This window comes from Grimontia hollisae CIP 101886, assembly GCF_000176515.1.
GTDB classification, from domain to species: Bacteria; Pseudomonadota; Gammaproteobacteria; order Enterobacterales; family Vibrionaceae; genus Enterovibrio; species Enterovibrio hollisae.
On the sequence record NZ_ADAQ01000011.1, the window covers coordinates 452,002 to 474,623 of the forward strand.

Genomic DNA, 22,622 nt, shown 5'->3' on the forward strand with positions numbered 1-22,622 from the left:
CGGCTTACCACATCAAATCATCCGGGATCTTAAAGTCCGCATACGGATCGTCCTCATCCATCGTCTGCTCATCGACGGTGTTGTTGAGGACGATCGTTGATTCATCACGCTGGGCAATTTTATCCGCAACCACACCCGGCACAATCGCATACCCATCCTGATAACGGGCAATCGCCAGACGGCCATTTACCAGTTGCTGCTGGGTTTCCTTATCGACATAAATCTTTTTCACCAGCGTGCCGTCGGTAAAGTTGTAGCCAATATCGCCGTCTTTACGGTCGATTTTGTTCATTTCAACCAGTTGTTTTACCTGCGCGGCAATGGCTTTTTTTTCGGCTTCCTGCTGCTTCTGGCGATTCAGCGCCTGATCCTGTGCCACTTGTGCCGCGCGTTTTTCTTCAACGGCTGCTTTGGCCTCTTTCGCCAGGGTGCGGGATTTCTTCGAGGTTTTACCGGCCTTTTTCATTTTCTTTTTGTCGATAAGACCCGCCTGAAGCATCTGCTCTTGTAGGGTTAGTTTTGCCATTTTGACTCCATAGTGGGCGCTATTTTCCCGAATTAATGGCCGAATCATACCATTTAAGCCAGATTGGGCGCACGCCCAAACGGGTTAAACACCCATTGCCGCCACTTGCTCTTTCACTTGTGCAAACGGATACGCTGCCAGCTTACCGAACCCTTCCATTTTCCCTGCACGTAAACGCCCGGTCAGCGGTGTGGCAATACCACACAAAAACCGTGTCGCCGCTTCGGCAGAAACCGCTACACCTTCTTTAGACGCCGCCTCCAACAAGGGTTGCAGCAGGCGTTGCAGTTCAGCCGGAACAATATTTTCCTGAACAGCAGCACGTGGCAACAGCGCAATGTTCCCCCGGCATACCGAGCAATGACCGCACTGCGCCGGCGCATGTTCATCAGCGAAATATTCTGCCAGCCGGTGGCTCAAACAGGTGTCTGTCTCAAGCAGGGATAACATGGCATGGACACGCCCGATTTCAGACGCCTCCTTGGACAGAAACAAGCTGTGCATCTCACGGCACAGCTCAATCGCCTGAGCCCCCTGACAGCGTGCAGGGTTGATCACCCGGTACACATCGGTTATCTGCTTGCTTTCAAGCGCGATCCAGCCTTTTTCCGCAAAATAATCCAGCGCCGTCACCGCCCGCTTTCTGTCACCCTGATATCCCTGCCACAGTGCTTCAAAATCCACACTGTGCCAGGTGCGCGATTTGGGCGAACACTGGAAAATCGCTTCAACGAATTGCCGTCTCTCACCCTCAAACTGGTTTAATACCTGCCCGGCATCCACCAGCATTTTGAAGCGGTAATCAGCGAAATAGCTGTATTGCGGCTCGATAATGCCCGCCAGCTCCAGATACACCAACAGGGTTTTCAGCGGCAATTGGCGCACGTTGGATTCTTTGGAAAGGCGGGTCAGCATCACTTCCCATGTGCTTCCCGGCGGCGTTGCGCCGATGTCATCAATCACGGCACGGATGGCAATGCGATCCGGCGTATCGCCATACACAAAATTTTCCAGCACACTGACGGACTCCCGGTTGGCAAGCACAGTACAGACCGATTGCAGGCCATCACGCCCTGCCCGCCCGATTTCCTGGCTGTAGTTTTCAATCGATTTGGGTAAATCGTAATGGATCACCGCCCGGATATCGGCTTTATCCACCCCCATACCAAAAGCGATAGTCGCCACAATGCAGTGAATGTCGCCGCGCATAAACCCGTCCTGGATGCGTTGGCGATCCTCACTCGCCATTCCCGCGTGGTAGGCTTGCGCCGCGATGCCATTTGTCCCCAGCATGGCTGCCACGCTTTCGGCCGTTTGCTGCAACGTCACATACACAATGGTCGGCTGGAACTGCGGCGCACGCTGGAGCAGTTCAAGCAGTGCTGCGGCTTTGTTGTTCTCCGCGCAGGGGATCACGTTCAGGTCGAGGTTTTGGCGGTAAAAGCCTGTTACCACCACCCTCTCCTGCGCAATGCCGAACTTGTTGCGCATATCTTCAATCACCTGCGGGGTCGCCGTGGCTGTCAGCAACAGCACCTGGGGAATGTTGAGCTGGGTGCGGTAAGCCGGCAATTTGAGGTAATCAGGACGAAAATTATGCCCCCACTCGGAAATACAGTGCGCTTCATCGACCACCAGCAGGGAAATTGGCACCGACGCAATAAACTGACGGAAACGCTCGTTTTTCAGCCGCTCGACAGAAATCATCAGGATCTTGGTTTCACCCGCTTTCACCGAACGCATCACCTCGCGGGATTCATCATAAGTCAGTGAAGAATCAATTGACGCGGCAGCAATTCCTTTGCTGCGCAGGAAATCCAGCTGGTCTTTCATCAGCGCCAGCAGCGGGGAAATAACAAGCGTAAGGTGAGGCAGATGGAGCGCCGGCAGTTGATAGCACAGCGACTTCCCCGAACCGGTCGGAAATATCGCCGCCGCCGAATGCCCGCCCAGCACAGCTTCCACCACTCGTTGTTGACCGCCCCGCAAGCTTTCAAAGCTAAAAACCTGATGGAGTGTCTGTAGATACGCGGAGCCTGTTTGCATGGGGAGCCTCATTTCAACGGGTTAGTTCACCGTGCAGTCTACACCGGGCAAACCGCCCCTTCGAGTACAAAGGCGGATTAAGCCGGGCAGGCTCGTGTTTTGGGTGAAGTCAATTGGTCGGGGCGAGAATTGGAGGAGGTTGGTGTGGGAGTTGCTCCTTTTCGTGTCGGGAAAAGCAAACCTCATCAACCTCAATTCGGGAGTTTTCGATAGATTTCCTAATGCCAATCGTGAGGTGTGCAGAAATAGCCCATTTTGTCGTATTTTCCCGTTATCAATTTTGTTGCATATGATGATACTCTATTCAAAACATGCGCTTATTCTAAGTCCAAGTGTCCGGCTGATACGCAAAAAATCCCAAAGTGGGGTGTTTAATTACCCCACTTTGGGATCTAATAAATTGTTAGCTTTCAGGGAGGTACATTTGACAATTATATCTGTTTCGGAAGATGTACCTCTAGCGTACTACAATTTAATCCTTACTTTTGGAGCCAGTCTCTGCGCACTATCTTTCTTATATTTGGTGGTAACTCAAAAATATACAGTGGCGAAAATTGCGATATTCACCATTTTTCTATTTTCCTGTTTTTACTATTTAGCGTTATCACTTGTAGATAAATTCTATGAGTTGTCTTTAAATGGTGATTACATTGAGTTGAAATATGCTCCGCCTGGCAAAGACAGAACCATTCAGAGGTATGAGGTTCGTTCAGTAACCTTCGGGTTATCGGGTCGAACAGGTAAGCGGTGTTATATTGCCCTCAATCTATTATCAGGTGAGAAGTACGAAAGTGCTCCACTGACTGGCAATGCTAATGTAAGCAGGTTAGTAGTGACCTACAAAAGCAATTGAAGTCAGAAAGCTAACAAAACAATCAACGGGACGCTTTGTCACTGCGGACGGTTGTCTAACCTGATGTGAATTCGTAGGTTTGAATAGGTTTGGGCAGTTTGATATGCGCCCGTTATCGTGACGTTAGGAGTTTTCATGGATAAAGAGTTCCAAAAAGTATTTGACTCAAATCTTAATGGTGACAAAAAGAACCTTAGAGTACATATCATCAATCCAGCAATTGAGAACTCATGGCGGACAAAAGGTGATTATGATGAAGAGCAAAAAGAAGCGCGCGAACGTCATGAGATGTTACAAGAGCAACATAAGGTAATTCTTAAGTCGCATCGTTGTACGGTTGTCGTTGCACTAGCTGCTATAGTATCTGCCGTCGCTACATGTTTGTTGGTTTATCTGACATATCAAGACTTACGTAATAATAGTGTAGTCGTGCCTAAAGTAACGGTTGTTGAATCAGTCCAGAATCCAACGGAACCACACTCCTAACACATATGAGCCCTTCTTCGGTCAATAGGCAATAGTATTCTTTTGGCTGCGCCAGCAGCCAATGCTCTCGAACAACAAATCTGTCTACTTCGTTCTGTCGCTTTCGCCGTTAAGTCGTCGCTTACGGCAAACACATATAGAAGGTCTGCTTGCTCTGGATTTGCTTACCGTGGGTAGAGGACTAAAAGTGTTGACTGAGAACTGGGAAGATTTTTGCGTTTCTGTCGCGAAGAACAATAGTATTGAAGTCCCAGAAGCTGAACCACTGTTGGAATTGGCAAGAGAAATTGAATCAATCACGGGTGATGCAATAAAAATTTGTACTATGGAAATTACTCAACGAGAGATAATAACGGGTACAAAATCAGGTTGGGGAAAGCAAGCTAACAAATATGAGCCCTTCTCCGGTCAATAGGCAATAGCCTTCTTTTGGCTGCGCCAGCACCCAATGCTCTCGAACAACAAAGTCGTCTACTTCGTTTTTCCCAAGATCAACTTATCTGAAAGGCATGGCTTAGAGCACCAACTCTAAGCCATTCCTGTCCAATTTTAAGCCATTAATTTTTTCAACTCTTGCACAGACAATGATCAGACGTCTGCCCGAATTTCATCCAGCAGATCCTGCTGTTTATTGGGGGGAAGTTTGCACAAGGCTAGCAACAGTGACGCCAACAAATCATCATCACAATACAGATACGCCACAGGCACACCAAGCTCATCAGCAAGTCTTTTGGCTGTTTGATAGTCTGGTGCGTGTTTGCCTTTCTCATATTGATTGAGGCGCGCACTGGCAGTATTGGGATCCATACCGAGATTTATGCCTAACTGTTGTTGAGTCATACCTGCGGCTTTACGGGCAGCTCGCAGTCTAGTTGGGAAAGGTGATTCCATAAATCTTCAGCTACTTAGGATAAGTAGCTAAGATTTTCTTAGTATGACGCACACAAATGTACTAAGGAATACTTAGCTTTTAGTAATTTGCAAGGACAGACACCCTAAGAAAATACCGAAAGTCAGCAGCCTAACGGCTACCCCATACACAAAACCAAATGACAATTAGCCTCAATGTGCGAACAAGCATCATTACAAGACACAGAAAAAGAGAAAATCGTCTGGGATTCTTCAGTTTCAGGCAGCACGACACTCAGACATACATCTGATTGTTTGGAGGTTCTGGGGAGCGTGGGATATCAACTATCAGGCAATCGGAGCCCTGATATCCGTTGTCGATTCAGGCGTGGCAAGGCTGCTTTCATTGAAGATTCAGCACCGATGATATTCCCACGCTCGATGTGTGTGCAGGTTTCCAGCCAACAATCTGGCGTTAAGCCTAACCGTTCAAGCAAGGGCGGTAAGGCGCTATCCATACAGCCACGCTTATCGTCGCGCAGTTGTCTTCCCGTCCAATCAACCAATGCCAGATAATCCATCAGGCGAAACGGTATACCTTCGGGCATTTCTTCTCTGGGATTTCCGGCAAAGGGAAACAGGTCAGGTGCAGTGGGTTGTTCTGTCTTTAATGCATCAAGGCGGGCTTGTACGGACGTGTGTTCAGAGTTCTCAGGAGTGTCAGCAATCGCGGCGCGCACCGGGTTTAAATCAACGTATGCCATAGCCGCTGCCAGGGCTTTTTCATCCAGTAACGCCTGGCTTTTAAACCTCCCTTCCCAAAAATGGCCAGTACATTCATCTTCGCGGTTGGCTTCGGTGGCAATGTGCTGATTTAAAAGGCGCATAAACCAACTGATGGACGTCAGGCGTTCACGCCAGCACTCCACTATCTCAAGGCAGCGCTCTGTCTCGGCTTGTGACAGTTTATCTTCCCGCAACCAACGCTGAATAAGTACCGGCCCTTGGTGAAAAGCCAGCCAACGCTCTGCGATTTCAACGGGTGACAAAGCTTTTGCGTTGTCAGAGTTGATATGAAGTACAACATGGTAGTGATTGCTCATGATGGCATAAGCACAGACATCAATGCAGAACGCCTGGGCAAGTGCCAGTAGCCGCTTTTCAATCCATCCCCGCCGGTGCTCATAGCTTTTGGTCGCGGACTCATCCACACCGCATAGAAATGAACGGCGCACACAGCGTGACACACAGTGGTAATAGGGTGTGGCATCAACACTAATCAGAGAAGAGCGGGCTTTGGTCATGGGTGAAAACATCTTGTGTGCAGTTCCATTGCTAAGGTCAATGTACCCCTGCCAAAACCGGGCTTCACCTTTGACTGCACAGAGTTAGAACAGTGAAACGAAATGGTGAAACTGACAGGTTTGTGTATTTCTTAGCGTGTCTGTCCTTAGAAAAGACTAAAACCGGGCTTCACCTTTGACTGCACAGAGTTAGAACAGTGAAACGAAATGGTGAAACTGACAGATTTGTGTATTTCTTAGCGTGTCTGTCCTTAGAAAAGGCTAGAACGGTATTGTTCTTTAAGCTTGAGAACTTAAAGAGATTTTTGACGCGCGAGTGCTTTAGATTGCGACGATACATGGGCATTTACCGCATGTTGTATTGTTACAAATAAATGTAGTTGTGCAATCTTATGGTGTCAATTTGCAAGCTTATGGTGCTAATTTGCAAACTTATGGTGTCAGAAACAGCTATCTACAATGGGTGGAAGCCTCCCCAGCCACATCCCGGCACACACGTCCCAAGCGCGGGCTGCTTCCTTCCGGACCTGACCCAGTTCACAAGTTAGTGTTGCGGGAGGACCAAGGAGGCCTCCATAGATTTGATACACCAAAAATCTCTTGATAAAGAAACCGTTGGTTCGGGCGCATTATGTGGGATGGTAGCGCCTAATGCAAGGAGTTATCCGGCTTTCAGTAACCAAGTGGCGAGAATTTGCCCGTCCTATTCTTCTTCATGCTCGGTGTTAAGAAGGTAATCCCCCAGCCAGGCGGTAGTCAGCAGCAATAACCAAGCGATAAATACAGGATTGGGCACCGAAAACTGTGGGAAAACCACAATGGTTGCAAACGCGATAGCAGGCAGGACAACACTGAGCTTGTCGCTGCGCGGTTCTCGGCTGATGCGTTGCAGCTCCTGAAGGGCGAGAACAAGCGCACTGCCACAGAACGCGAACATAGCCCCCTGGGTTTCTCCCCCTGCCACTAAGACCAGAATCAGCAATACCGGCCACCAGGTAAGTTTCCTGACCGGTTTCCAGAAGTAGGTTGCAACCCAGACCAACGTCACGCAAAGAATCTGAATCAGGGTGTAGCCGATAGCGCCGCCCAGTTTCTCGTCCCCTTGCAGTGCCAGCACGCCACATTCCATCGCAATAACGACTGAGAGCACCAACAGGGAAACCTGCAAGTTGCGGCGCTCACCGGTGATAAGCACCAAGGCTGGCAGAATCATCCAAAGGCTGAGTGAAATCGCTATAGGCTGGTAGGGCATCATGGCACCAAAGCCGAGTAAACCAATAGCTAGAATCCAGACTGCGACGCCGCCTGCGCCTGCAAAAAAGAGGGCGGGAATAGCAAAAGCCAGCAGAGGAATATCTCCGTCTGCAAAGGCAGATGACAGGGCTGCGCCCATCACCATCACGGCAGCCGTCACCGTTAATGTTACTGCATACCACATGAAGCACCTCCTGCGCATTATGCCGACGTTGGAATCCCTTTCCCTCGCCGAAACCCTTTCGTTCAGGTATCTTGGGTATTAATGATTATGTCTCTATTCGTTTCAATATGCCCAATTTTGATGACCAAATCTATGCAGTGCTTATTCAAATCCCCCCAGGAAAAGTAACAACTTACGGTGATATCGCAAAAATAGCTGGGTTTCCCCGCCATGCACGCCATGTCGGTAAGTTGCTTTCTTCGCTGCCCAAGGATTCCAAGCTGCCCTGGTTTCGGGTGATCAATGGCAGCGGCCGGATTTCCCTGAAAGGTGAAGCGTTTGAAAGGCAAAGAGAAAAGCTGCTGGATGATGGCGTTGAGGTAAAAGAAAACGGCGCCATTTCCTTGCGCCGTTTCCGTTGGGATGGTGAACCTTCCTGAGAGAGTTAACGCGCCGCGCTGACTACCTTCACCTTCACATTCTGGGTCTGGGCGGGGTCATTAATCACATGGGTGGCGGTGTCACTGATAAAAACAAGTTTCCCGTCGATTTCAATGCGAGCGCTGACGTTATAAGTATGGCCGGATTTGATCTCAGACGGTGAATAGCTCAGGCTGAATGGCAAAGGCACCTGACGGCCTTCTGTCATGTAAGACTGGCTGCTGATCACTTCCATCGGCGCATCCGCGCGGGAAACGTCTGCAAGCGTTACGGTCAGTTTGGCATTGTCTGGCAACGCAATACGCTGCAGGTAGTATACTTCACCAGTCACTGTCGCCATGTCTGGGTCCCTGATAATGTCAGTACAGGCAGTAAAGGCTAACGCCGTTAACGCTGCAAAAAATCCAAAAAAGGCCTTTTTCATGGTAAAACTCCCTAGGGTATACGCTTCGATAGTACTGACAAAGTACGCAACAGTTTACCACTGCATAGTAAACCATTCAAAAATTGTGGATTAAATATCACACGTTTCTCATTCGCAGCAAGGCAAAACCGTTTTTTGTTTTGCCTTCATAAGCCTTAGGGATCATAGCCGCTGATAAGGTTCTTTTTAATCGGAAAAATGCGAGGGATCTGTTATTTTTCTGTCAATAACGTGGCTAACTGCACACTACATCGGCCAAGGGAAAACAATGAGCACAAAACTGGAAGAATTATTAGCGCTGCTGAAGCTTGAACAAATCGAAGAAGGCATTTATCGCGGGCAAAGTGAAAATCTCGGCCTGCCACAGGTGTATGGCGGACAGGTGATTGGCCAGGCGCTTTCTGCTGCCAAAGGCACTGTGCCGGGTGACCGCTTTGTTCACTCTTTCCACAGTTACTTCCTGCGCCCCGGCGATCCGGAAAAGCCCATTGTGTATGATGTGGAAAACCTGCGCGACGGGAAAAGTTTCAGTACCCGGCGGGTAAAAGCCGTGCAGTTTGGTAAACCCATTTTCTACCTCACCGCCTCGTATCACATGAACGAACCGGGTTTTGAACACCAGTTCACGATGCCTCAGGTGCCGGGGCCGGAAGGACTGATGTCAGAAAAACAACTGGTGGATTCAATTGCCCAGCATCTGCCGAAAAAAGTGCTGGAAACCTTTGGCGGTGAGCGCCCGATTGAAGTTCGCCCGGCGGTGGTGATCAATCCCCTTGCACCGGGAAAACAGGAAGCGAAGCAATACCTGTGGATTCGTGCCAATGGCAAGATGGATGACGATTTGCGTGTTCACCAGTATCTGCTGGCCTATGCCTCTGACTGGGGGTTTCTGGTCACGGCATTGCAACCGCATGGCGTCACCCTGATGACACCGGGGCTGAAAGTCGCCACCATTGACCATGCTATGTGGTTCCACCGTGAATTCCGTATGGATGAATGGCTGCTGTTTGCTATCGACAGCCCGTCTGCCAGTGGTTCACGCGGTTTGGTGCGCGGTGAGATCTATAACCAGAAAGGCGAACTGGTGGCCTCCGCCATTCAGGAAGGCCTGATGCGCCAGACCCCGAAAGGGTAACCCGCCGTTGCAGTGGGGTTGGCTGTCGGGAATCTTCAAGACCCTTCCCCACCTTTGGTTCACACTGGTTTGGATTCAACACTGATAAGGAGAGCAGACGATGAAGTTTCGATACACCATTCTCTATGTGCCCAGCGTGGAACAAACGCTGGCGTTTTACGAGAAAGCGTTTGGGTGCACGCGGGCTTTCCTGCACGAAAGCGGTGATTATGGTGAGCTGGATACCGGCGAAACCAAGCTAGCATTTTCTTCCCTTGAACTGATGACCTCGCTTGGCAAACACCCAAGTTCCGGCAACGCACAATCGCCGAATTTCGAAATCGCGTTTGAAACCGGGGACGTCGCCGGACACCTTGCCAGGGCACTTGAAGCCGGCGCTGAGTTGGTACAAGACACTGAGCACATGCCGTGGGGGCAAACCACCGCGTATGTACGTGACCTGAATGGCTATCTGGTCGAGATTTGCACGCCGGTAGGTGGCTGACGAACCTCCAGATACCTCTGCCTCGCAAACAAGGGGCCAACAGCCCCTAGTACCCCGGCGCATAGAGCTGGCAGGTCAGGTCTTTCCTTTGCACCAGTTCGCTGGGTGTTACACCAAACCAGCGTTTGATTTCCCGGCTGAAATGCGCCTGATCGGCATAGCCGGCATCAAACGCAGTGTCGATAAACGGCGCGCCCTCTGCAATGGCCCGGGCGCTTTGCCTTACCCGAGCCAGTTGCAACCAGAACTGTGGCGAACGGCCACTGCTTTTCACCAGAAGGCGTTGCAGTGTGCGTTCACTGACACCGAGGGAGCGGGCAATACCTGCGACCGAGCCAAGGCGATCACCAATGCACAGGAGCACGTCCTCCACATTGTCGCAGCGGTGTGAAAACGCAGCGATTTTATCGATAAGATCATCGGTGTCTTTTCCAATGGCTGCCAGCAAGGCGCTTTCGTCCACCCATGTTCCCGGCGCTAAACGATAGCCTGTCATCACCATATCTGGCGATACCCCAACCGCAAAAGTGGCATCAAACAGCGGGGAAACATACACCTGCTTAACACCCTCTGTTTCAGCCACAATGACATCACGGCAACCGTCTGGCACCACATACGCCGTGCCCGTTTTTACCGGGTGGGATGTCCAGATATCGATAACGCTTTCCATTCACTTTCCTGCCTTGTCCCGTGAAGAAAAGTTTAGGCTATCCCTTCATGGATTTCTGTCTCGCCACAGGCTATTTGCTCCAGATCTTCGAGGTGCGCACGGCCTCTCCACCAGCATACGCGCCAGTGCCTGCCAGATAGCATCATCGGAAACATCACGGCCAAGGCTGATGTTGGCGCGGAATGAATCTGACAGCACATGCGGAAAAACCAACCGAGTTCCAGGAATATGCGCATTCATCCTCCCTTGCGCGAGCCAACATTATCTTCCCTATAACCTGTGGATACAGGCCGTTGGGAGTTGTTTAAAGCGGTAAAGCGGTGGTGTATTTCAACGGCTCCATGGCAAAAGTTGAGGTCACATTGGTGAGGCCATCGATACTGTTCACCAGTTTTTTATAGAAGCGGTCAAAGGCGGCCATATCCGCAACCTGCACTTTCAGCATGTAGTCATACTCTCCCGCCAGGCGATAGCACTCCATCACTTCAGCAAACGGGGTGACAACATCCACAAACTTGCGGTACCAGGCTTCAGAGTGGTTAGCGGTTTTAATTTGGACAAAGGCAGTGAACGAGAGTCCCAGCGCTTCAGGGTCTAGCAGGGCAACGCGCTTTCGCAAAATACCACCGTCTTCAAGACGTTTCAGACGCTTCCAACAAGGTGTGGTGGTGAGGTTAACCCGCTCTGCCAGATCAGACAGTGACAACGATGCATCACGCTGTAGCCAATCTAACAATTGGCGATCGATATTATCCAGTGAAATTGTCATGAATTTTTTACCATTTTCGCAAAATCAGGTTAAACATTCTCCCACACTAAGAATGGGAGAATTATTTTTCTCAATGCCGTTGATAATAGAATTATTTTCTAAGATAGACGATAAATAGACAAAAAATGGCAAAACTTTCCTTCCAGCTACCGATTATATTGTCAGTAATCAGGTAACTATACCCATTGGAGAAGCCTGAACACGGCATCCTATGGGTATCCAAATCAAAAAGTGTGGCAATCATGACTGAAGTAAATGTCCCTGCTCGTTCTTCACATTGGGTTTGCGAGGCAATTCGAAAAATCGAAACTGACTTCCAGCGCTCTGCGGACACCCATCTGATCAAGCTTGATCTTCCCTACTTCCCGGAGATCGACATCTACCTGAAAGATGAAAGCACCCACCCAACGGGGAGCCTGAAACACCGCCTTGCACGCTCACTTTTCCTCTACGCCCTGTGTAACGGCTGGATTAAAGAAGACACCACCATTATCGAGGCATCTTCCGGCAGCACAGCCATTTCAGAAGCCTACTTTGCCCGTCTGCTTGGTCTTCGCTTTATTGCCGTGGTGCCACGCTCAACCGCGAAGAAGAAAATCGAACAAATCCAGTTTTACGGCGGCGAAGCACACTTTGTTGAGCGTTCTGATGAGATTTACGCCGAATCCCGTCGCCTTGCACAGGAGCTGAACGGCCATTACATGGACCAGTTCACCTACGCTGAACGCGCAACAGACTGGCGCAGCAACAACAACATTGCCAACAGCATTTTCAGCCAGATGAAGTATGAGCGTTACGCGGTGCCAAGCTGGATTGTGATGAGCCCCGGCACAGGCGGGACATCTGCCACCATTGGCCGCTTTATCCGCTACCGCTGCCACCAGACCCAACTGATGGTGGTAGACCCGGAAAACTCGGTGTTCCACGATTTCTACAAAACCGGCGACAGCGCAATCACTCTCAATCGCGGCGGAAACATTGAAGGCATAGGCCGTCCGCGCGTTGAGCCCAGTTTCATTCCGGGCGTGATTGACCGTATGGAAACCATCAGAGATATCGACAGCATTGCCACCATCCACTGGCTGGAAAACATATTGGGGCGCAAAGCGGGGGCCTCGACAGGTACTAACCTTTATGGCGCACTGAAGCTGGCAGAAGAAATGCAATCACGCGGCGAGAAAGGCTCTATTGTCACTCTGCTTTGCGACAGCGGTGAGCGTTACCTTGATACCTATTTTGATGGGGAATGGGTGAAGGCCAATATTGGTGATATCACACCAACGCTGGCGTACCTGAAAAGGTTTGGTTGATAGATATCTGGCCTCTGAGTTCCTCGAATTGATGCCTCAGAACAGCCACTCTCCATAACACTGGGTGGTTGTTTTGATTGATGATAAACGTGACTCTTTAGAGGTTGGGACTGTAACCAAAAAAGCAAAAGTATGCGAGATAAGTATGGGGTCACTCACGACAAGATTCCGGCGCCCCATCAGGAAACGCTGAAACACCTCCACACACAATAAAAGCCCACTCGAGAGATCATTACTCATTTTTCTATTGCAGTGATTGGTATTAAACTCCCCGCCCAAGATACAGAATTCCGGAAAAGGATGTTGCCATGAAAAAAGCGGTTGTCGTCTTCAGCGGCGGACAAGATTCAACCACCTGCCTGATTCAGGCGCTGTCCGAGTTTGACGAAGTGCATTGCATAACGTTTGATTATAACCAGCGCCACAAACAGGAAATCGAGGTTGCGTGTGACGTTGCCAAAACCCTGGGCGTTACATCGCACAAAGTGATGGATGTGGGCCTGTTGAACGAACTGGCAATCAGTTCGCTGACCCGGGACAATATTCCGGTTTCCCATGAACTCCAGGAAAACGGACTGCCGAACTCGTTTGTACCGGGACGCAACATCCTGTTCCTGACACTGGCGGGTATTTATGCTTACCAATTAGGCGCGCAGACAGTGATCACCGGCGTGTGTGAGACCGATTTTTCTGGCTATCCGGATTGCCGCAATGACTTTGTGCAGTCAATGAACAAATCACTGGTGCTTGGTATGGACCGAGAGCTTGAAATCCGCACACCTCTGATGTGGCTGAACAAGGCAGAAACCTGGGCGCTGGCAGATAAATACGGCAAGCTGGAATATGTGCGGGACAACACCCTGACCTGCTACAACGGCGTAATTGGCAGAGGCTGTGGCGATTGCCCTGCCTGTGACCTTCGCCAGAAAGGCTTGGATGACTATCTCAGTGACAAAGAGAATGTGACGGCATCACTGAACCACAAAAGCCTTTTTGTCGCCAGGTGATCACACCAAAACTGGACATGCTTAAATAACGGTATCCGCAACGGTTAAACCTGGATGCTTTCCTGATGAAGCAGCATAAAAAAGCGCCAAACGGCGCTTTCTGCTGTGAGAGTAATGGCTTACTTGCCCTCTTTGGCTTTCTGGCGTGCATTATAGGCAGCCATTTGCTCGTCAGTCGCTGGCAACTGGTATTTTTCTTTCCACTCGCTGTAAGGCATACCATAAACACGCTCGCGGGCTTCTTCATCACTGACATCCACCCCCAGCTTATCGGCTTCAGCCTTGTACCACTTACCCAGACAGTTACGGCAAAAATCCGCCAGGATCATCAAATCGATGTTCTGCACTTCTTTGTGGTTATCAAGGTGAGACAGTAAACGGCGAAACGTCGCTGCATCCAACTGGTCTTGTTGTTCCGGGGTCAGTTTATCCGACATGACTGGCTTCCTTTGTCTTCGTTCTTTGTTCGGTGATTATAGTTATAAAACATACCAACGGATGCCTGAAAACAAAAGAGCAGGCCTAGGATTATAGGACCTAGGGCCTGCTCTTCCTGTGTTTTCATTAATGCGGTTCAAAATCACCATGCCCCGGGCGGTGAGGTTTACATTTCTCAAGCTCGGCATTGAGCTGCGCTTCCACATAGCCCGGTGAGTGGGTCTTCACAGACAACAGGCGGTACATCGCCGGAATCACAAACAGGGTTACTGTGGTCGCAAATGTCATCCCGGCAAAAATCACCGTACCTACTGCCACGCGGCTTTCATAACCTGCCCCGGTTGAGATAATCAGCGGGATTGCACCGATAATGGTGGTAAACGCTGTCATCATGATGGGGCGAAGGCGGCGCACAGAGGCGTCGATAATCGCCTTCTCAAACGGTTCGCCACGGTCACGGAGCTGGTTGGCGAATTCGACGATAAGAATGCCGTTTTTGGTCACCATACCAATCAACATGATCATGCCAATTTGCGAGTAGATATTGAGCCCCTGATTGGTCAGCCACAGGCCGACAAAGCCGCCAAAGATCCCCATCGGTACTGTCAGCATCACCACCAGCGGGTTGACGAAGCTTTCAAACTGCGCCGCCAACACCAGATAGGCAACCAGCAATGCCAGACCAAATACAATCAGGATACTGCTCTGGTTATCTTTAAACTCTGCCGATTCACCGCTGTAGCTAATCGAAATATCAGCAGGCAGCCGTTCAATCGCCTTGGCATCAAGGAAGTTCAGCGCGTCGCCAAGCGTGTAGCCCTCGCCGAGGTTCGCCGTCAGCGTAATAGACTTTTGCTTGTTGAAGTGGCGCAGCGTTTGCGCTGAGGCAATTTCCTGCACATCGGCCAGAGTATCAAGGCTCACCAGATCGCCGTTTCGGGTACGCATGTAAATCTGGCTGATGTCGTCTTTGCTGTTGAAGCGCGTTTCATCACCCCGCAGGTAGACATCAAACTCTTCACCCCGATCGACAAAGGTGGTCTCGCTTTTGCCGCCCAGCATGATTTCCATGGTGTTGGACACTTCATCGGCGCTGATACCAAGCTCCGCAGCACGCTTGCGGTCAACACGGACCACCAGTTCCGGGGTGGTTTCGGCGTAATCCAGATCCGCGCCCTGAAAGATAGGGCTGGCTTTAGCTTCATCCAGCATCACCTGGGCCCATTTGTTCAGCTCCTGGTAGTCAGCCCCCCCCAGAATAAACTGGACTGGCTCGCTCGAACCACCACGGAAGCCCGGCATAAAGGCACGCATAAAGATATCAGGAATACCGCCCAAGGCGTTACGCACTTCCCCCAATACTTGCTCTGCGGTCTGGTCACGGTTGTCCCAGTCTTCAAGCTGCATGATGACAAAACCGGTCTGATCGCCAGCCATGCCACCAAACGCCGGAGCCTGCATGCTGATGGATGTCAGGAGCCCTTTTTCCACCAACGGCATCAACCGGCGTTCTATCTCTTCCATGTTACCGACCATGCGGTTGTAAGCCGTGCCTTCCGCCCCTTTGACAAAGGCCATCAGCACCCCCCTGTCTTCCTGAGGCACCAGCTGCGCAGGCAGGTTTTTCATCAAGTAGGCGCTGCCGCCAATACAGGCAAGGATGATCAGCGGCGCAACAAACCTCGCATTCACCGCTACCGTCACCAGAGAGCGATACCTCTTCTCGAGACGGTCAAAGACGTTGTCAATCAGTCGGTTGAACGCACCTTGTTTTACATTGGCCTTGAGGATTTTGCTGCCCAGCACCGGAGTGAGCGTAAGCGCCACCACCGAGGAGAAAATCACCGACATCGCCAGCAGCACGGAGAACTCGGTAAACAATTTACCGACCATGCCTTCCATAAAAGAGATAGGCAGGAACACCATCACCAGCACGGCAGTGGTGGCCACAACCGCAAAGCCAACTTCGCGCGTACCATTGAATGCAGCCACCAGCGGGGTCTCGCCCTTCTCGATATGGTGGAACATGTTTTCCACCACCACAATGGCATCATCCACCACCAGCCCGATAGCCAGGATCAGCGCCATCAGGGTCAACAGGTTAATGGAGAAACCAAAGAAGTACGCTGCGATAAACGCGGAGATCAGAGATACCGGCACGGTCACCGCAGGAATTAAGGTCGCCCTTGCCTGCCCGATAAAGATATACAGCACCAATACCACCAGCGCGCCGGTCACAAACAGGGTGCTGTAAACCTCATCGATTGAGCGTTCGATAAACACGGTAGAGTCATAATCAATCCAGAGCGATGTCCCCTGTGGCAAGAAAGGCTGGAACTCATCCACCAATTGTCGAACCGCGACAGCCACATCCAGCGGGTTGGCGTCTGACTGAGGCACAATCCCAAGGCTGAGGTTGTTCACGCCATTGTTTTTATAGGTCGCGTTCTCGTTCTGCGAACCAATATAAACATCCGCCACATCTTTGAGGTAAATCGGGCTGCCGTCATTTGCAGTCCGCACCACCAGATAATTAAAATCTTCCGGGGTCTGGTAGAGACGCTCGGTGCGCACCGTCATTTTGGTCACATCGTTGCGGATTTCACCGCCCGGACTTTCCAGGTTCTCACGGCGAAGTGCATCGGTGATATCAGAAGTGGTTACGCCGCGGCCAGCCATCAATACCGGGTCAAGGCGCACATACATCACTTTATAAAGCGCGCCATAAAGCTCCACCGAACTGACCCCGCTAAGCAGGCTGAATTTGTCTTCCAATACCCGCTGGGCATATTCAGTGAGCTGGGTACGATCCATTTCCGGTGACGCAAGGTTGATATAAATAGAGGCTTCGCCAGAGCCATTGGATTTAGACACGATAGGTTCGTCGGCTTCATCGGGCAGGCGCCGCTGTGCACGCGCCACCGCATCACGCACGTCACTGACCCCTTCGGTCAGGTCCCAGTCAATGTCAAATTCCACCGTAATGCGCGACATGCCATTGCGGCTCACCGAGGTGATTTCCTCAATGCCGCTGATACCGGAAAGTTCATCTTCCAGCACTTGGGTGATCTGGCTTTCCATGATACTGGCTGAGGCACCGGCATAGCGGGTCATCACTGACACCACCGGGCTGTCGATATCCGGGTATTCGCGCACCGCAAGCTTGCTGAAAGAGACAATACCAAACACCAGCAGCAGCAAGCTCAGGACAATCGCGACGACCGGCCGCTTAACAGAGACATCTGAGAGCCACATTTATTTGCCCTCACCCTTCGTGGTTAAATCATCCACTTTGATGCCATCACGCATGCTGACCAGCCCCTGCACCACAATGCGATCGCCAATCTCAAGGCCACTTTCCACCGTAACCAAATTGTCGATACGGGCCCCCAGTTTCACCTCTGTGCGGTGAGCAACGCCTTGCTCATCCACCCGGTAGACAAAACGCTTGGTGCCGGAATATTCAATGGCCTGAACAGGTATCACCGCGCTCACCGCAGGCGCAAAGCCCATGGTGGCTTCCATCAGCATACCGGGACGCAGCAGGCGTTCATCGTTGTTAATATCAATCCGGGCACGAAGGTTAAGTGAGTCATCATTCACGCGAGAGTCAACGGCGGTCAATTGGCCTTCAAACGCTTTCCCACGCCATGCTTTGGCATGGGCAACAACCTCAATGTCTTTACTGAGTTCAGGCAGGTACTGCTCAGGCACATTGACGTCCAACTGCATTTTCGACAGATCATCAAGATGAAGCAGGGCTTCGCCGATAGATACCAGTTGTCCACGGGTGATATCAACAAGGCCCACCGTGCCACTAAACGGGGCTTTGATAAAGCGATCGTCAAGCTCTGCCTTGGCAGCATCCAGACGGGCTTTGGCAACGTCAACACTCGCCTGTTGGGCATCAAGCTCCGTTTTGGTTAACGCACCGCGTTTATGCAGCTTGGAAAACTCACCGAGTTTGCGCACTTCGTCGTCGTAAAACGCCTTTGCTTCAGCCACTGCCGCTTCAGATTTGGCACTGTCGAGCGTCAGCAGAGGATCGCCCTTTTTGACCTGCTGACCAGCTTCAACGTAGATAGCGTCTATCTTGCCCACCACTTCAGAAGCAATGATCACCGAGTTTTCAGATTTAAGGTTTCCTATCAACGAGAGGCTTCGCGCTACCGGGCGGGATTCCACCTCAGCGGTGGCAACAGCAATCGCTGGTCTTGCCGGGCGCGATGAAGATTTATCTGCTGCACCACTTTGACCCTGAAAAGCAAAAAAGCTTGCAGTGCCAAGAAGCGCAACGACAGTGAAAAGCACTTTATTTTTCATTTTATTAACCATGAATAACAACCTGGGGTAGTCTACTCCATGCTTATCCTGTGTACGGTAAAGAAATGTAAATGAGATAAAAGATTTGTGCCGCTACGCATCTGTTAACGGTGTATATCCAAATATTATCTCCGTTCTCCCTTCCATGATCAGTTTTAGCGCCGAAAAAACCAGCAAACGTGCGGTCTTTTAAAGAAAAATGCTTTACAGCCCTCTCTTGTCTGATAATATGCGCCCCGCAAACGTGGTGGGATTCCCGAGCGGCCAAAGGGATCAGACTGTAAATCTGACGGCTCAGCCTTCGAAGGTTCGAATCCTTCTCCCACCACCATTATTCAGCCCGGCGGCGATGTTCAATAAGATTTCCGCGGTCAGGCAAACAAAATTCGTGGTGGGATTCCCGAGTGGCCAAAGGGATCAGACTGTAAATCTGACGGCTCAGCCTTCGAAGGTTCGAATCCTTCTCCCACCACCATCATTCAAAAATCCAGCTCATTGAGCTGGATTTTTTGTTTAAAGAACATCACGTTAACGACCAATACTTTCCCGGCCATGCGGCGCGGTTAAATCCTGCACCGGCCCTTTTGGCACCACTTGTGTGGGGTTGATAGTAGCGTGGCTGTAATAGTAATGACGTTTGATATGGTGAATATCTACTGTCTCTGCCACGCCAGTAACCTGATATAACTCTTTCAGGTAACCAAGGAGATTGTCATACTGCGCAATCTGCTGGCGGTTACACTTGAAGTGTCCCACATACACTGCGTCAAAACGGACTAATGTCGAAAACAGGCGCCAGTCCGCCTCGGTGATCTGATCGCCAACCAAATAGCGGTGGGTCGCAAGGTGCTCGTCTACTTTGTCCAGAGCGGCAAACAGGTTGTTATACGCTTCTTCATACGCGTCCTGAGTAGTAGCAAAACCACAGCGGTAAACACCGTTGTTGATATTGGAATAGATGTCGTCATTCCAGGCATCAATCTCACCACGCAGCGCTTTCGGGTAATAATCATCGTTGTTACCTGTCAGTGCATTGAATGCAGAGTTAAACATCCGGATGATTTCAGACGATTCATTGCTGACGATGGTTTCTGTTTTCTTGTCCCACAGCACAGGCACCGTCACGCGACCGCTGTAATCCGGTTTGGCTTTGGTGTACACCTGATACATGTAGCGGAAACCATATAGTGGTTCAGGCTCGCTGAACTCCCAGCCATTTTCCAGCATATCCGGACTCACGACAGACACAGTAATGTGGGAGTCGAGTCCTTTAAGCTTACGGAAAATCAGGGTGCGGTGCGCCCAGGGACAAGCCATCGACACATAAAGGTGGTAACGGCCTGACTCGGCTTTGAAGCCGTCCTCTCCGCCAGGTCCCGGCTCACCATTCTCGGTCACCCAAGAGCGAAAACCGGCGTCCTCACGCACAAACTTTCCGCCGGATGACGCTGTGTCATACCAGACATCATGCCAGATGCCTTCCACTAGCTTGCCCATATCCATCTCCTCTAAGCATTTAACTCCAGTATATGTAAGCTATACCGGGATGTCGGCGGGCGTCCGTTGTCAGAGTTATTCTAAAAATTCGAATGAACGCAGTGATCCGAAGGTGACAGCGCTGGGCGCTAATGTCCTGCGTCGGCGGAAGATTTCAGATAAACTGGTGCAACTCAACGCACGTCAGACAACAGAGAAGTACAGCAGCATGAAAGTCATTTCTTTTAATATCAATGGACTGCGCGCCCGCCTTCATCAACTTCAGGCGCTGATTGAAAAACACCAACCCGATGTGATTGGCCTGCAGGAAATCAAGGTGCATGACGAAGCCTTTCCGGTCGAGGACGTCGAAGCCATGGGTTATAAGGTCTACTTCCACGGCCAGAAAGCCCACTATGGCGTGGCGATGCTGTGTAAACAAACGCCAGTACGGGTGCAAAAAGGTTTCCCGACCGATGGGGAAGATGCCCAGCGCCGTATGATCATGGCAACCTTCAAGCAAGAAGACGGCAGTGAGGTGACCGTGCTGAACGGTTACTTCCCACAAGGTGAGAACATCGAACACGAAACCAAGTTCCCGGCCAAGCGCAAGTTCTATCAGGATCTGATGACATACCTGAACGCCTCGCACACCAACGACGAGAAACTGATTGTGATGGGCGACATTAACATCAGCCCCCTCGATCTGGATATCGGTATTGGTGAAGTCAACCGCAAGCGCTGGCTGAAAACCGGCAAGTGTTCGTTCCAGCCGGAAGAACGCGAAATGCTGGCAACTTTGATGAACTGGGGATTCGTTGACACCTTCCGCCAGCAATATCCGGATGTAGATAACAAGTTTTCGTGGTTTGATTACCGCTCACGCGGCTTTGATGACAACCGTGGCCTGCGTATTGACGTAATCCTGGCAACGCCTTCCCTGGCTGTCGATTGCATCGATACCGGTATTGATTACGAATTGCGTGGTATTGAAAAACCGTCTGACCATGCACCGATCTGGGCCACATTCAAGTAGAGCGGAACCTAGGAAGAGATGGTCCTGGGTCCTAGAGAGGCGTAGAGCTTAAAAGCTAGAAACGAAAAGAATTTACTTACTCTGAGGCTCTTGCTCTTCCTAGGACCTTTTTTCCTAGGATCCAGGGCCTGCTCTTAATTAACTAACGGTCTCAGGTGCCTGTGCCAGCGATGCTCTAAGCGCTTAAAGCCGTAAACAATGGCAAATGTCAGGCACAGGTAAATGGCAGCCACGAACAGGAAAGCATCAAACGGCGCGTAGAAACGCGCATAGATGTCACGCGCAGCGCCCGTCAGGTCGATAATGGTCACGACAGAAGCAATCGAGCTGGCATGCAGCATGAAAATCACTTCATTACTGTACGCTGGCAATGCCCGGCGAAAGGAAGACGGCAGGATAATGCGGCGTAAGATGGTAAAGCGCGACATACCATACGCCTTGCCTGCTTCAATTTCCCCAGCCGGGGTCGCGACCATCGCGCCACGCAGTATTTCTGTGGTGTAAGCTGCGGTATTAAGTACAAACGCCAGCAGACAGGGATAAAACGCATCTTCGACCACCGCCCAGAACATTGACTGCTGGATGCCTTCAATTGTCGCCACACCATAGTAGATAAGATAGAGCTGAATAAGCAGTGGAGTGCCACGGAAGATATACACGAAGAACCAGACGGGACGGTTAACCCAGGGATTCTTTGACGCTCTTGCTATTGCCAGCGGCACGGCGACAATAAGTCCCAGTACCAGTGACAGGAACACCAGTTGTACAGTAACGGTCAGACCGCTCCAGTAATGGAGAATGGTGGTCGAAGTAAAGATTTCGTTTTGATCGAGATAAGCATAGATAGATTCTAACATTCCGCGTCTCCTCAGCCCCTAACTACACCGGCGCTGAACTTACGCTCCAGGCGTTTGAGACCAAGCTCAGACACCGAGGTGATCAGCAGGTAGACAATCGCTACCGGAATAAAGAATTTAAACGGTTCGTTCACCGCGCCAGCCGCTTCCTTGGCAAGGCGGGTCATGTCTGCCAGCCCAATCACGGACACCAGTGCCGTGGTTTTCACCAACACCAGCCAGTTATTGCCAATGCCTGGCAGGGCATGCCGCATCATTTGCGGGAACATCACGCGACGGAAGATCATCCACGGACTCATGCCATACGCCGTTCCAGCTTCAAGCTGACCGCGGTCAACAGCCAGAAACGCACCACGGAAGGTTTCGGCCATGTAGGCGCCAAAAATAAAGCCAATCGTCGAGACACCGGCTGTGAATTCATCGATATTGAAAAATACGTCAATCTCATAATGCTCATACAGCCAGTCAGAGATATTGTTCATCATGATTTGTGCGCCGAAGAAGATCAGCAGCATCAACACCAGATCAGGCACTCCCCTCACGACGGTGGAATAAAGCGTCGCCACGCCACGGGCAACACGGTTCTTTGAAAGACGGGCCATTGCCGTTACCAATCCAAGTAATACGGCAATCACTGCAGAAAGCACCGCCAGTTCGACGGTAAGAATTGCGCCCATAAAAATAGACGGGCCGTAACCATGCAGATCTAACATCCTTTCCTCCTGCACGAATAAACCGATAGCGACACTACCGCTTTATGGATTTTTGTAT

At 50.7% G+C, this 22,622-nt stretch carries 23 protein-coding genes, 2 tRNA genes and 1 other RNA gene; 10 read left to right on the plus strand and 16 right to left on the minus strand.

Annotation, left to right across the window (positions count from 1 at the left end; translation table 11 throughout):
• Window positions 1-4: 4 nt before the first annotated feature.
• Both VHA_RS08330 and VHA_RS08335 read right to left on the minus strand, forming a co-directional pair.
• Window positions 5-526, minus strand: coding sequence for a DUF2058 domain-containing protein (locus VHA_RS08330; RefSeq protein WP_005503517.1), 522 nt, complete (start codon window positions 524-526; stop codon window positions 5-7).
• Window positions 527-610: 84 nt separating this feature from the next.
• Window positions 611-2,572, minus strand: a complete 1,962-nt coding sequence (locus VHA_RS08335; protein ID WP_005503519.1) for a RecQ family ATP-dependent DNA helicase — start codon at window positions 2,570-2,572, stop codon at window positions 611-613.
• 988 nt (window positions 2,573-3,560) lie between these two features.
• On the opposite strand from VHA_RS08335, the gene VHA_RS08345 reads away from it, so the two are divergent.
• Both VHA_RS08345 and VHA_RS18960 read left to right on the plus strand, forming a co-directional pair.
• Window positions 3,561-3,911 (plus strand): hypothetical protein, encoded by a 351-nt coding sequence (locus VHA_RS08345; protein ID WP_040528508.1) that lies wholly within the window; start codon window positions 3,561-3,563, stop codon window positions 3,909-3,911.
• Between the two features lie 61 nt (window positions 3,912-3,972).
• Complete coding sequence (locus VHA_RS18960; RefSeq protein ID WP_040528510.1) at window positions 3,973-4,326, plus strand: hypothetical protein; 354 nt, start codon at window positions 3,973-3,975, stop codon at window positions 4,324-4,326.
• Window positions 4,327-4,499: 173 nt separating this feature from the next.
• Here the strand turns inward: VHA_RS18960 and VHA_RS08355 are convergent, their stop codons facing one another.
• The 4 genes from VHA_RS08355 to VHA_RS08365 all read right to left on the minus strand — a co-directional run bounded on the left by VHA_RS08355 (window position 4,500) and on the right by VHA_RS08365 (window position 7,502).
• Complete coding sequence (locus VHA_RS08355) at window positions 4,500-4,802, minus strand: helix-turn-helix domain-containing protein (protein ID WP_040528512.1); 303 nt, start codon at window positions 4,800-4,802, stop codon at window positions 4,500-4,502.
• A gap of 299 nt (window positions 4,803-5,101) precedes the next feature.
• The gene (locus tag VHA_RS08360) at window positions 5,102-6,064 is read right to left on the minus strand and encodes a transposase (protein WP_040528723.1); all 963 of its coding nucleotides are present in this window, start codon (window positions 6,062-6,064) and stop codon (window positions 5,102-5,104) included.
• Between the two features lie 470 nt (window positions 6,065-6,534).
• Window positions 6,535-6,631: signal recognition particle sRNA small type (gene ffs / locus VHA_RS18645), an RNA gene on the minus strand.
• Between the two features lie 136 nt (window positions 6,632-6,767).
• Window positions 6,768-7,502, minus strand: a complete 735-nt coding sequence (locus tag VHA_RS08365) for a VP0952 family biofilm-associated protein (RefSeq protein ID WP_005503524.1) — start codon at window positions 7,500-7,502, stop codon at window positions 6,768-6,770.
• Between the two features lie 107 nt (window positions 7,503-7,609).
• On the opposite strand from VHA_RS08365, the gene VHA_RS08370 reads away from it, so the two are divergent.
• Window positions 7,610-7,921 (plus strand): MGMT family protein, encoded by a 312-nt coding sequence (locus VHA_RS08370; protein ID WP_040528514.1) that lies wholly within the window; start codon window positions 7,610-7,612, stop codon window positions 7,919-7,921.
• 5 nt (window positions 7,922-7,926) lie between these two features.
• Here the strand turns inward: VHA_RS08370 and VHA_RS08375 are convergent, their stop codons facing one another.
• Complete coding sequence (locus VHA_RS08375) at window positions 7,927-8,346, minus strand: YbaY family lipoprotein (protein ID WP_005503526.1); 420 nt, start codon at window positions 8,344-8,346, stop codon at window positions 7,927-7,929.
• A 268-nt stretch (window positions 8,347-8,614) separates the two neighbouring features.
• On the opposite strand from VHA_RS08375, the gene tesB reads away from it, so the two are divergent.
• On the plus strand, window positions 8,615-9,481 hold the full coding sequence (gene tesB, locus VHA_RS08380; protein ID WP_005503527.1) for an acyl-CoA thioesterase II: 867 nt from the start codon (window positions 8,615-8,617) through the stop codon (window positions 9,479-9,481).
• 100 nt (window positions 9,482-9,581) lie between these two features.
• Window positions 9,582-9,965, plus strand: a complete 384-nt coding sequence (locus tag VHA_RS08385) for a VOC family protein (RefSeq protein WP_005503528.1) — start codon at window positions 9,582-9,584, stop codon at window positions 9,963-9,965.
• 46 nt (window positions 9,966-10,011) lie between these two features.
• Here the strand turns inward: VHA_RS08385 and VHA_RS08390 are convergent, their stop codons facing one another.
• The 3 genes from VHA_RS08390 to VHA_RS08400 form a co-directional block, all read right to left on the minus strand.
• The gene (locus tag VHA_RS08390) at window positions 10,012-10,635 is read right to left on the minus strand and encodes a helix-turn-helix transcriptional regulator (protein WP_005503529.1); all 624 of its coding nucleotides are present in this window, start codon (window positions 10,633-10,635) and stop codon (window positions 10,012-10,014) included.
• A 32-nt stretch (window positions 10,636-10,667) separates the two neighbouring features.
• Window positions 10,668-10,871: a hypothetical protein gene (locus VHA_RS08395; RefSeq protein WP_005503532.1), complete on the minus strand. Its 204-nt coding sequence runs from the start codon at window positions 10,869-10,871 to the stop codon at window positions 10,668-10,670.
• Between the two features lie 68 nt (window positions 10,872-10,939).
• Window positions 10,940-11,404, minus strand: a complete 465-nt coding sequence (locus tag VHA_RS08400; RefSeq protein WP_005503534.1) for an Lrp/AsnC family transcriptional regulator — start codon at window positions 11,402-11,404, stop codon at window positions 10,940-10,942.
• Window positions 11,405-11,646: 242 nt separating this feature from the next.
• Between VHA_RS08400 and VHA_RS08405 the strand changes: the two genes are divergently transcribed.
• Both VHA_RS08405 and queC read left to right on the plus strand, forming a co-directional pair.
• Window positions 11,647-12,714: a PLP-dependent cysteine synthase family protein gene (locus VHA_RS08405; RefSeq protein ID WP_040528725.1), complete on the plus strand. Its 1,068-nt coding sequence runs from the start codon at window positions 11,647-11,649 to the stop codon at window positions 12,712-12,714.
• 308 nt (window positions 12,715-13,022) lie between these two features.
• Window positions 13,023-13,721 carry a 7-cyano-7-deazaguanine synthase QueC gene (gene queC, locus VHA_RS08410; RefSeq protein ID WP_005503538.1) on the plus strand — a complete coding sequence of 233 codons (699 nt, stop codon included), beginning with the start codon at window positions 13,023-13,025 and terminating at the stop codon, window positions 13,719-13,721.
• Window positions 13,722-13,840: 119 nt separating this feature from the next.
• Here queC and VHA_RS08415 read toward each other — a convergent pair whose 3' ends face one another.
• From VHA_RS08415 to VHA_RS08425, 3 genes are all read right to left on the minus strand, one after another.
• Window positions 13,841-14,158 (minus strand): DUF1244 domain-containing protein, encoded by a 318-nt coding sequence (locus tag VHA_RS08415; protein ID WP_005503540.1) that lies wholly within the window; start codon window positions 14,156-14,158, stop codon window positions 13,841-13,843.
• 127 nt (window positions 14,159-14,285) lie between these two features.
• Entirely contained in the window at window positions 14,286-17,414 is a 3,129-nt protein-coding gene (locus VHA_RS08420) for a multidrug efflux RND transporter permease subunit (protein ID WP_040528516.1), read from the minus strand.
• Window positions 17,415-18,482, minus strand: coding sequence for an efflux RND transporter periplasmic adaptor subunit (locus VHA_RS08425; protein WP_040528727.1), 1,068 nt, complete (start codon window positions 18,480-18,482; stop codon window positions 17,415-17,417).
• Window positions 18,483-18,728: 246 nt separating this feature from the next.
• On the opposite strand from VHA_RS08425, the gene VHA_RS08430 reads away from it, so the two are divergent.
• Both VHA_RS08430 and VHA_RS08435 read left to right on the plus strand, forming a co-directional pair.
• A tRNA-Tyr gene (locus tag VHA_RS08430) sits at window positions 18,729-18,813 on the plus strand.
• A gap of 59 nt (window positions 18,814-18,872) precedes the next feature.
• A tRNA-Tyr gene (locus VHA_RS08435) sits at window positions 18,873-18,957 on the plus strand.
• A gap of 53 nt (window positions 18,958-19,010) precedes the next feature.
• On the opposite strand, the gene VHA_RS08440 is transcribed toward VHA_RS08435, so the two are convergent.
• Window positions 19,011-19,979, minus strand: a complete 969-nt coding sequence (locus VHA_RS08440) for a glutathione S-transferase family protein (RefSeq protein WP_005503543.1) — start codon at window positions 19,977-19,979, stop codon at window positions 19,011-19,013.
• Window positions 19,980-20,187: 208 nt separating this feature from the next.
• Here VHA_RS08440 and xthA point away from each other — a divergent pair, with 208 nt between their 5' ends.
• Window positions 20,188-20,994: an exodeoxyribonuclease III gene (xthA, locus tag VHA_RS08445; protein ID WP_040528729.1), complete on the plus strand. Its 807-nt coding sequence runs from the start codon at window positions 20,188-20,190 to the stop codon at window positions 20,992-20,994.
• Between the two features lie 134 nt (window positions 20,995-21,128).
• Here the strand turns inward: xthA and VHA_RS08450 are convergent, their stop codons facing one another.
• On the minus strand, window positions 21,129-21,851 hold the full coding sequence (locus tag VHA_RS08450; protein WP_005503545.1) for an ABC transporter permease: 723 nt from the start codon (window positions 21,849-21,851) through the stop codon (window positions 21,129-21,131).
• 11 nt (window positions 21,852-21,862) lie between these two features.
• Window positions 21,863-22,564: an ABC transporter permease gene (locus VHA_RS08455; protein WP_005503546.1), complete on the minus strand. Its 702-nt coding sequence runs from the start codon at window positions 22,562-22,564 to the stop codon at window positions 21,863-21,865.
• Between the last annotated feature and the right edge of the window lie 58 nt (window positions 22,565-22,622).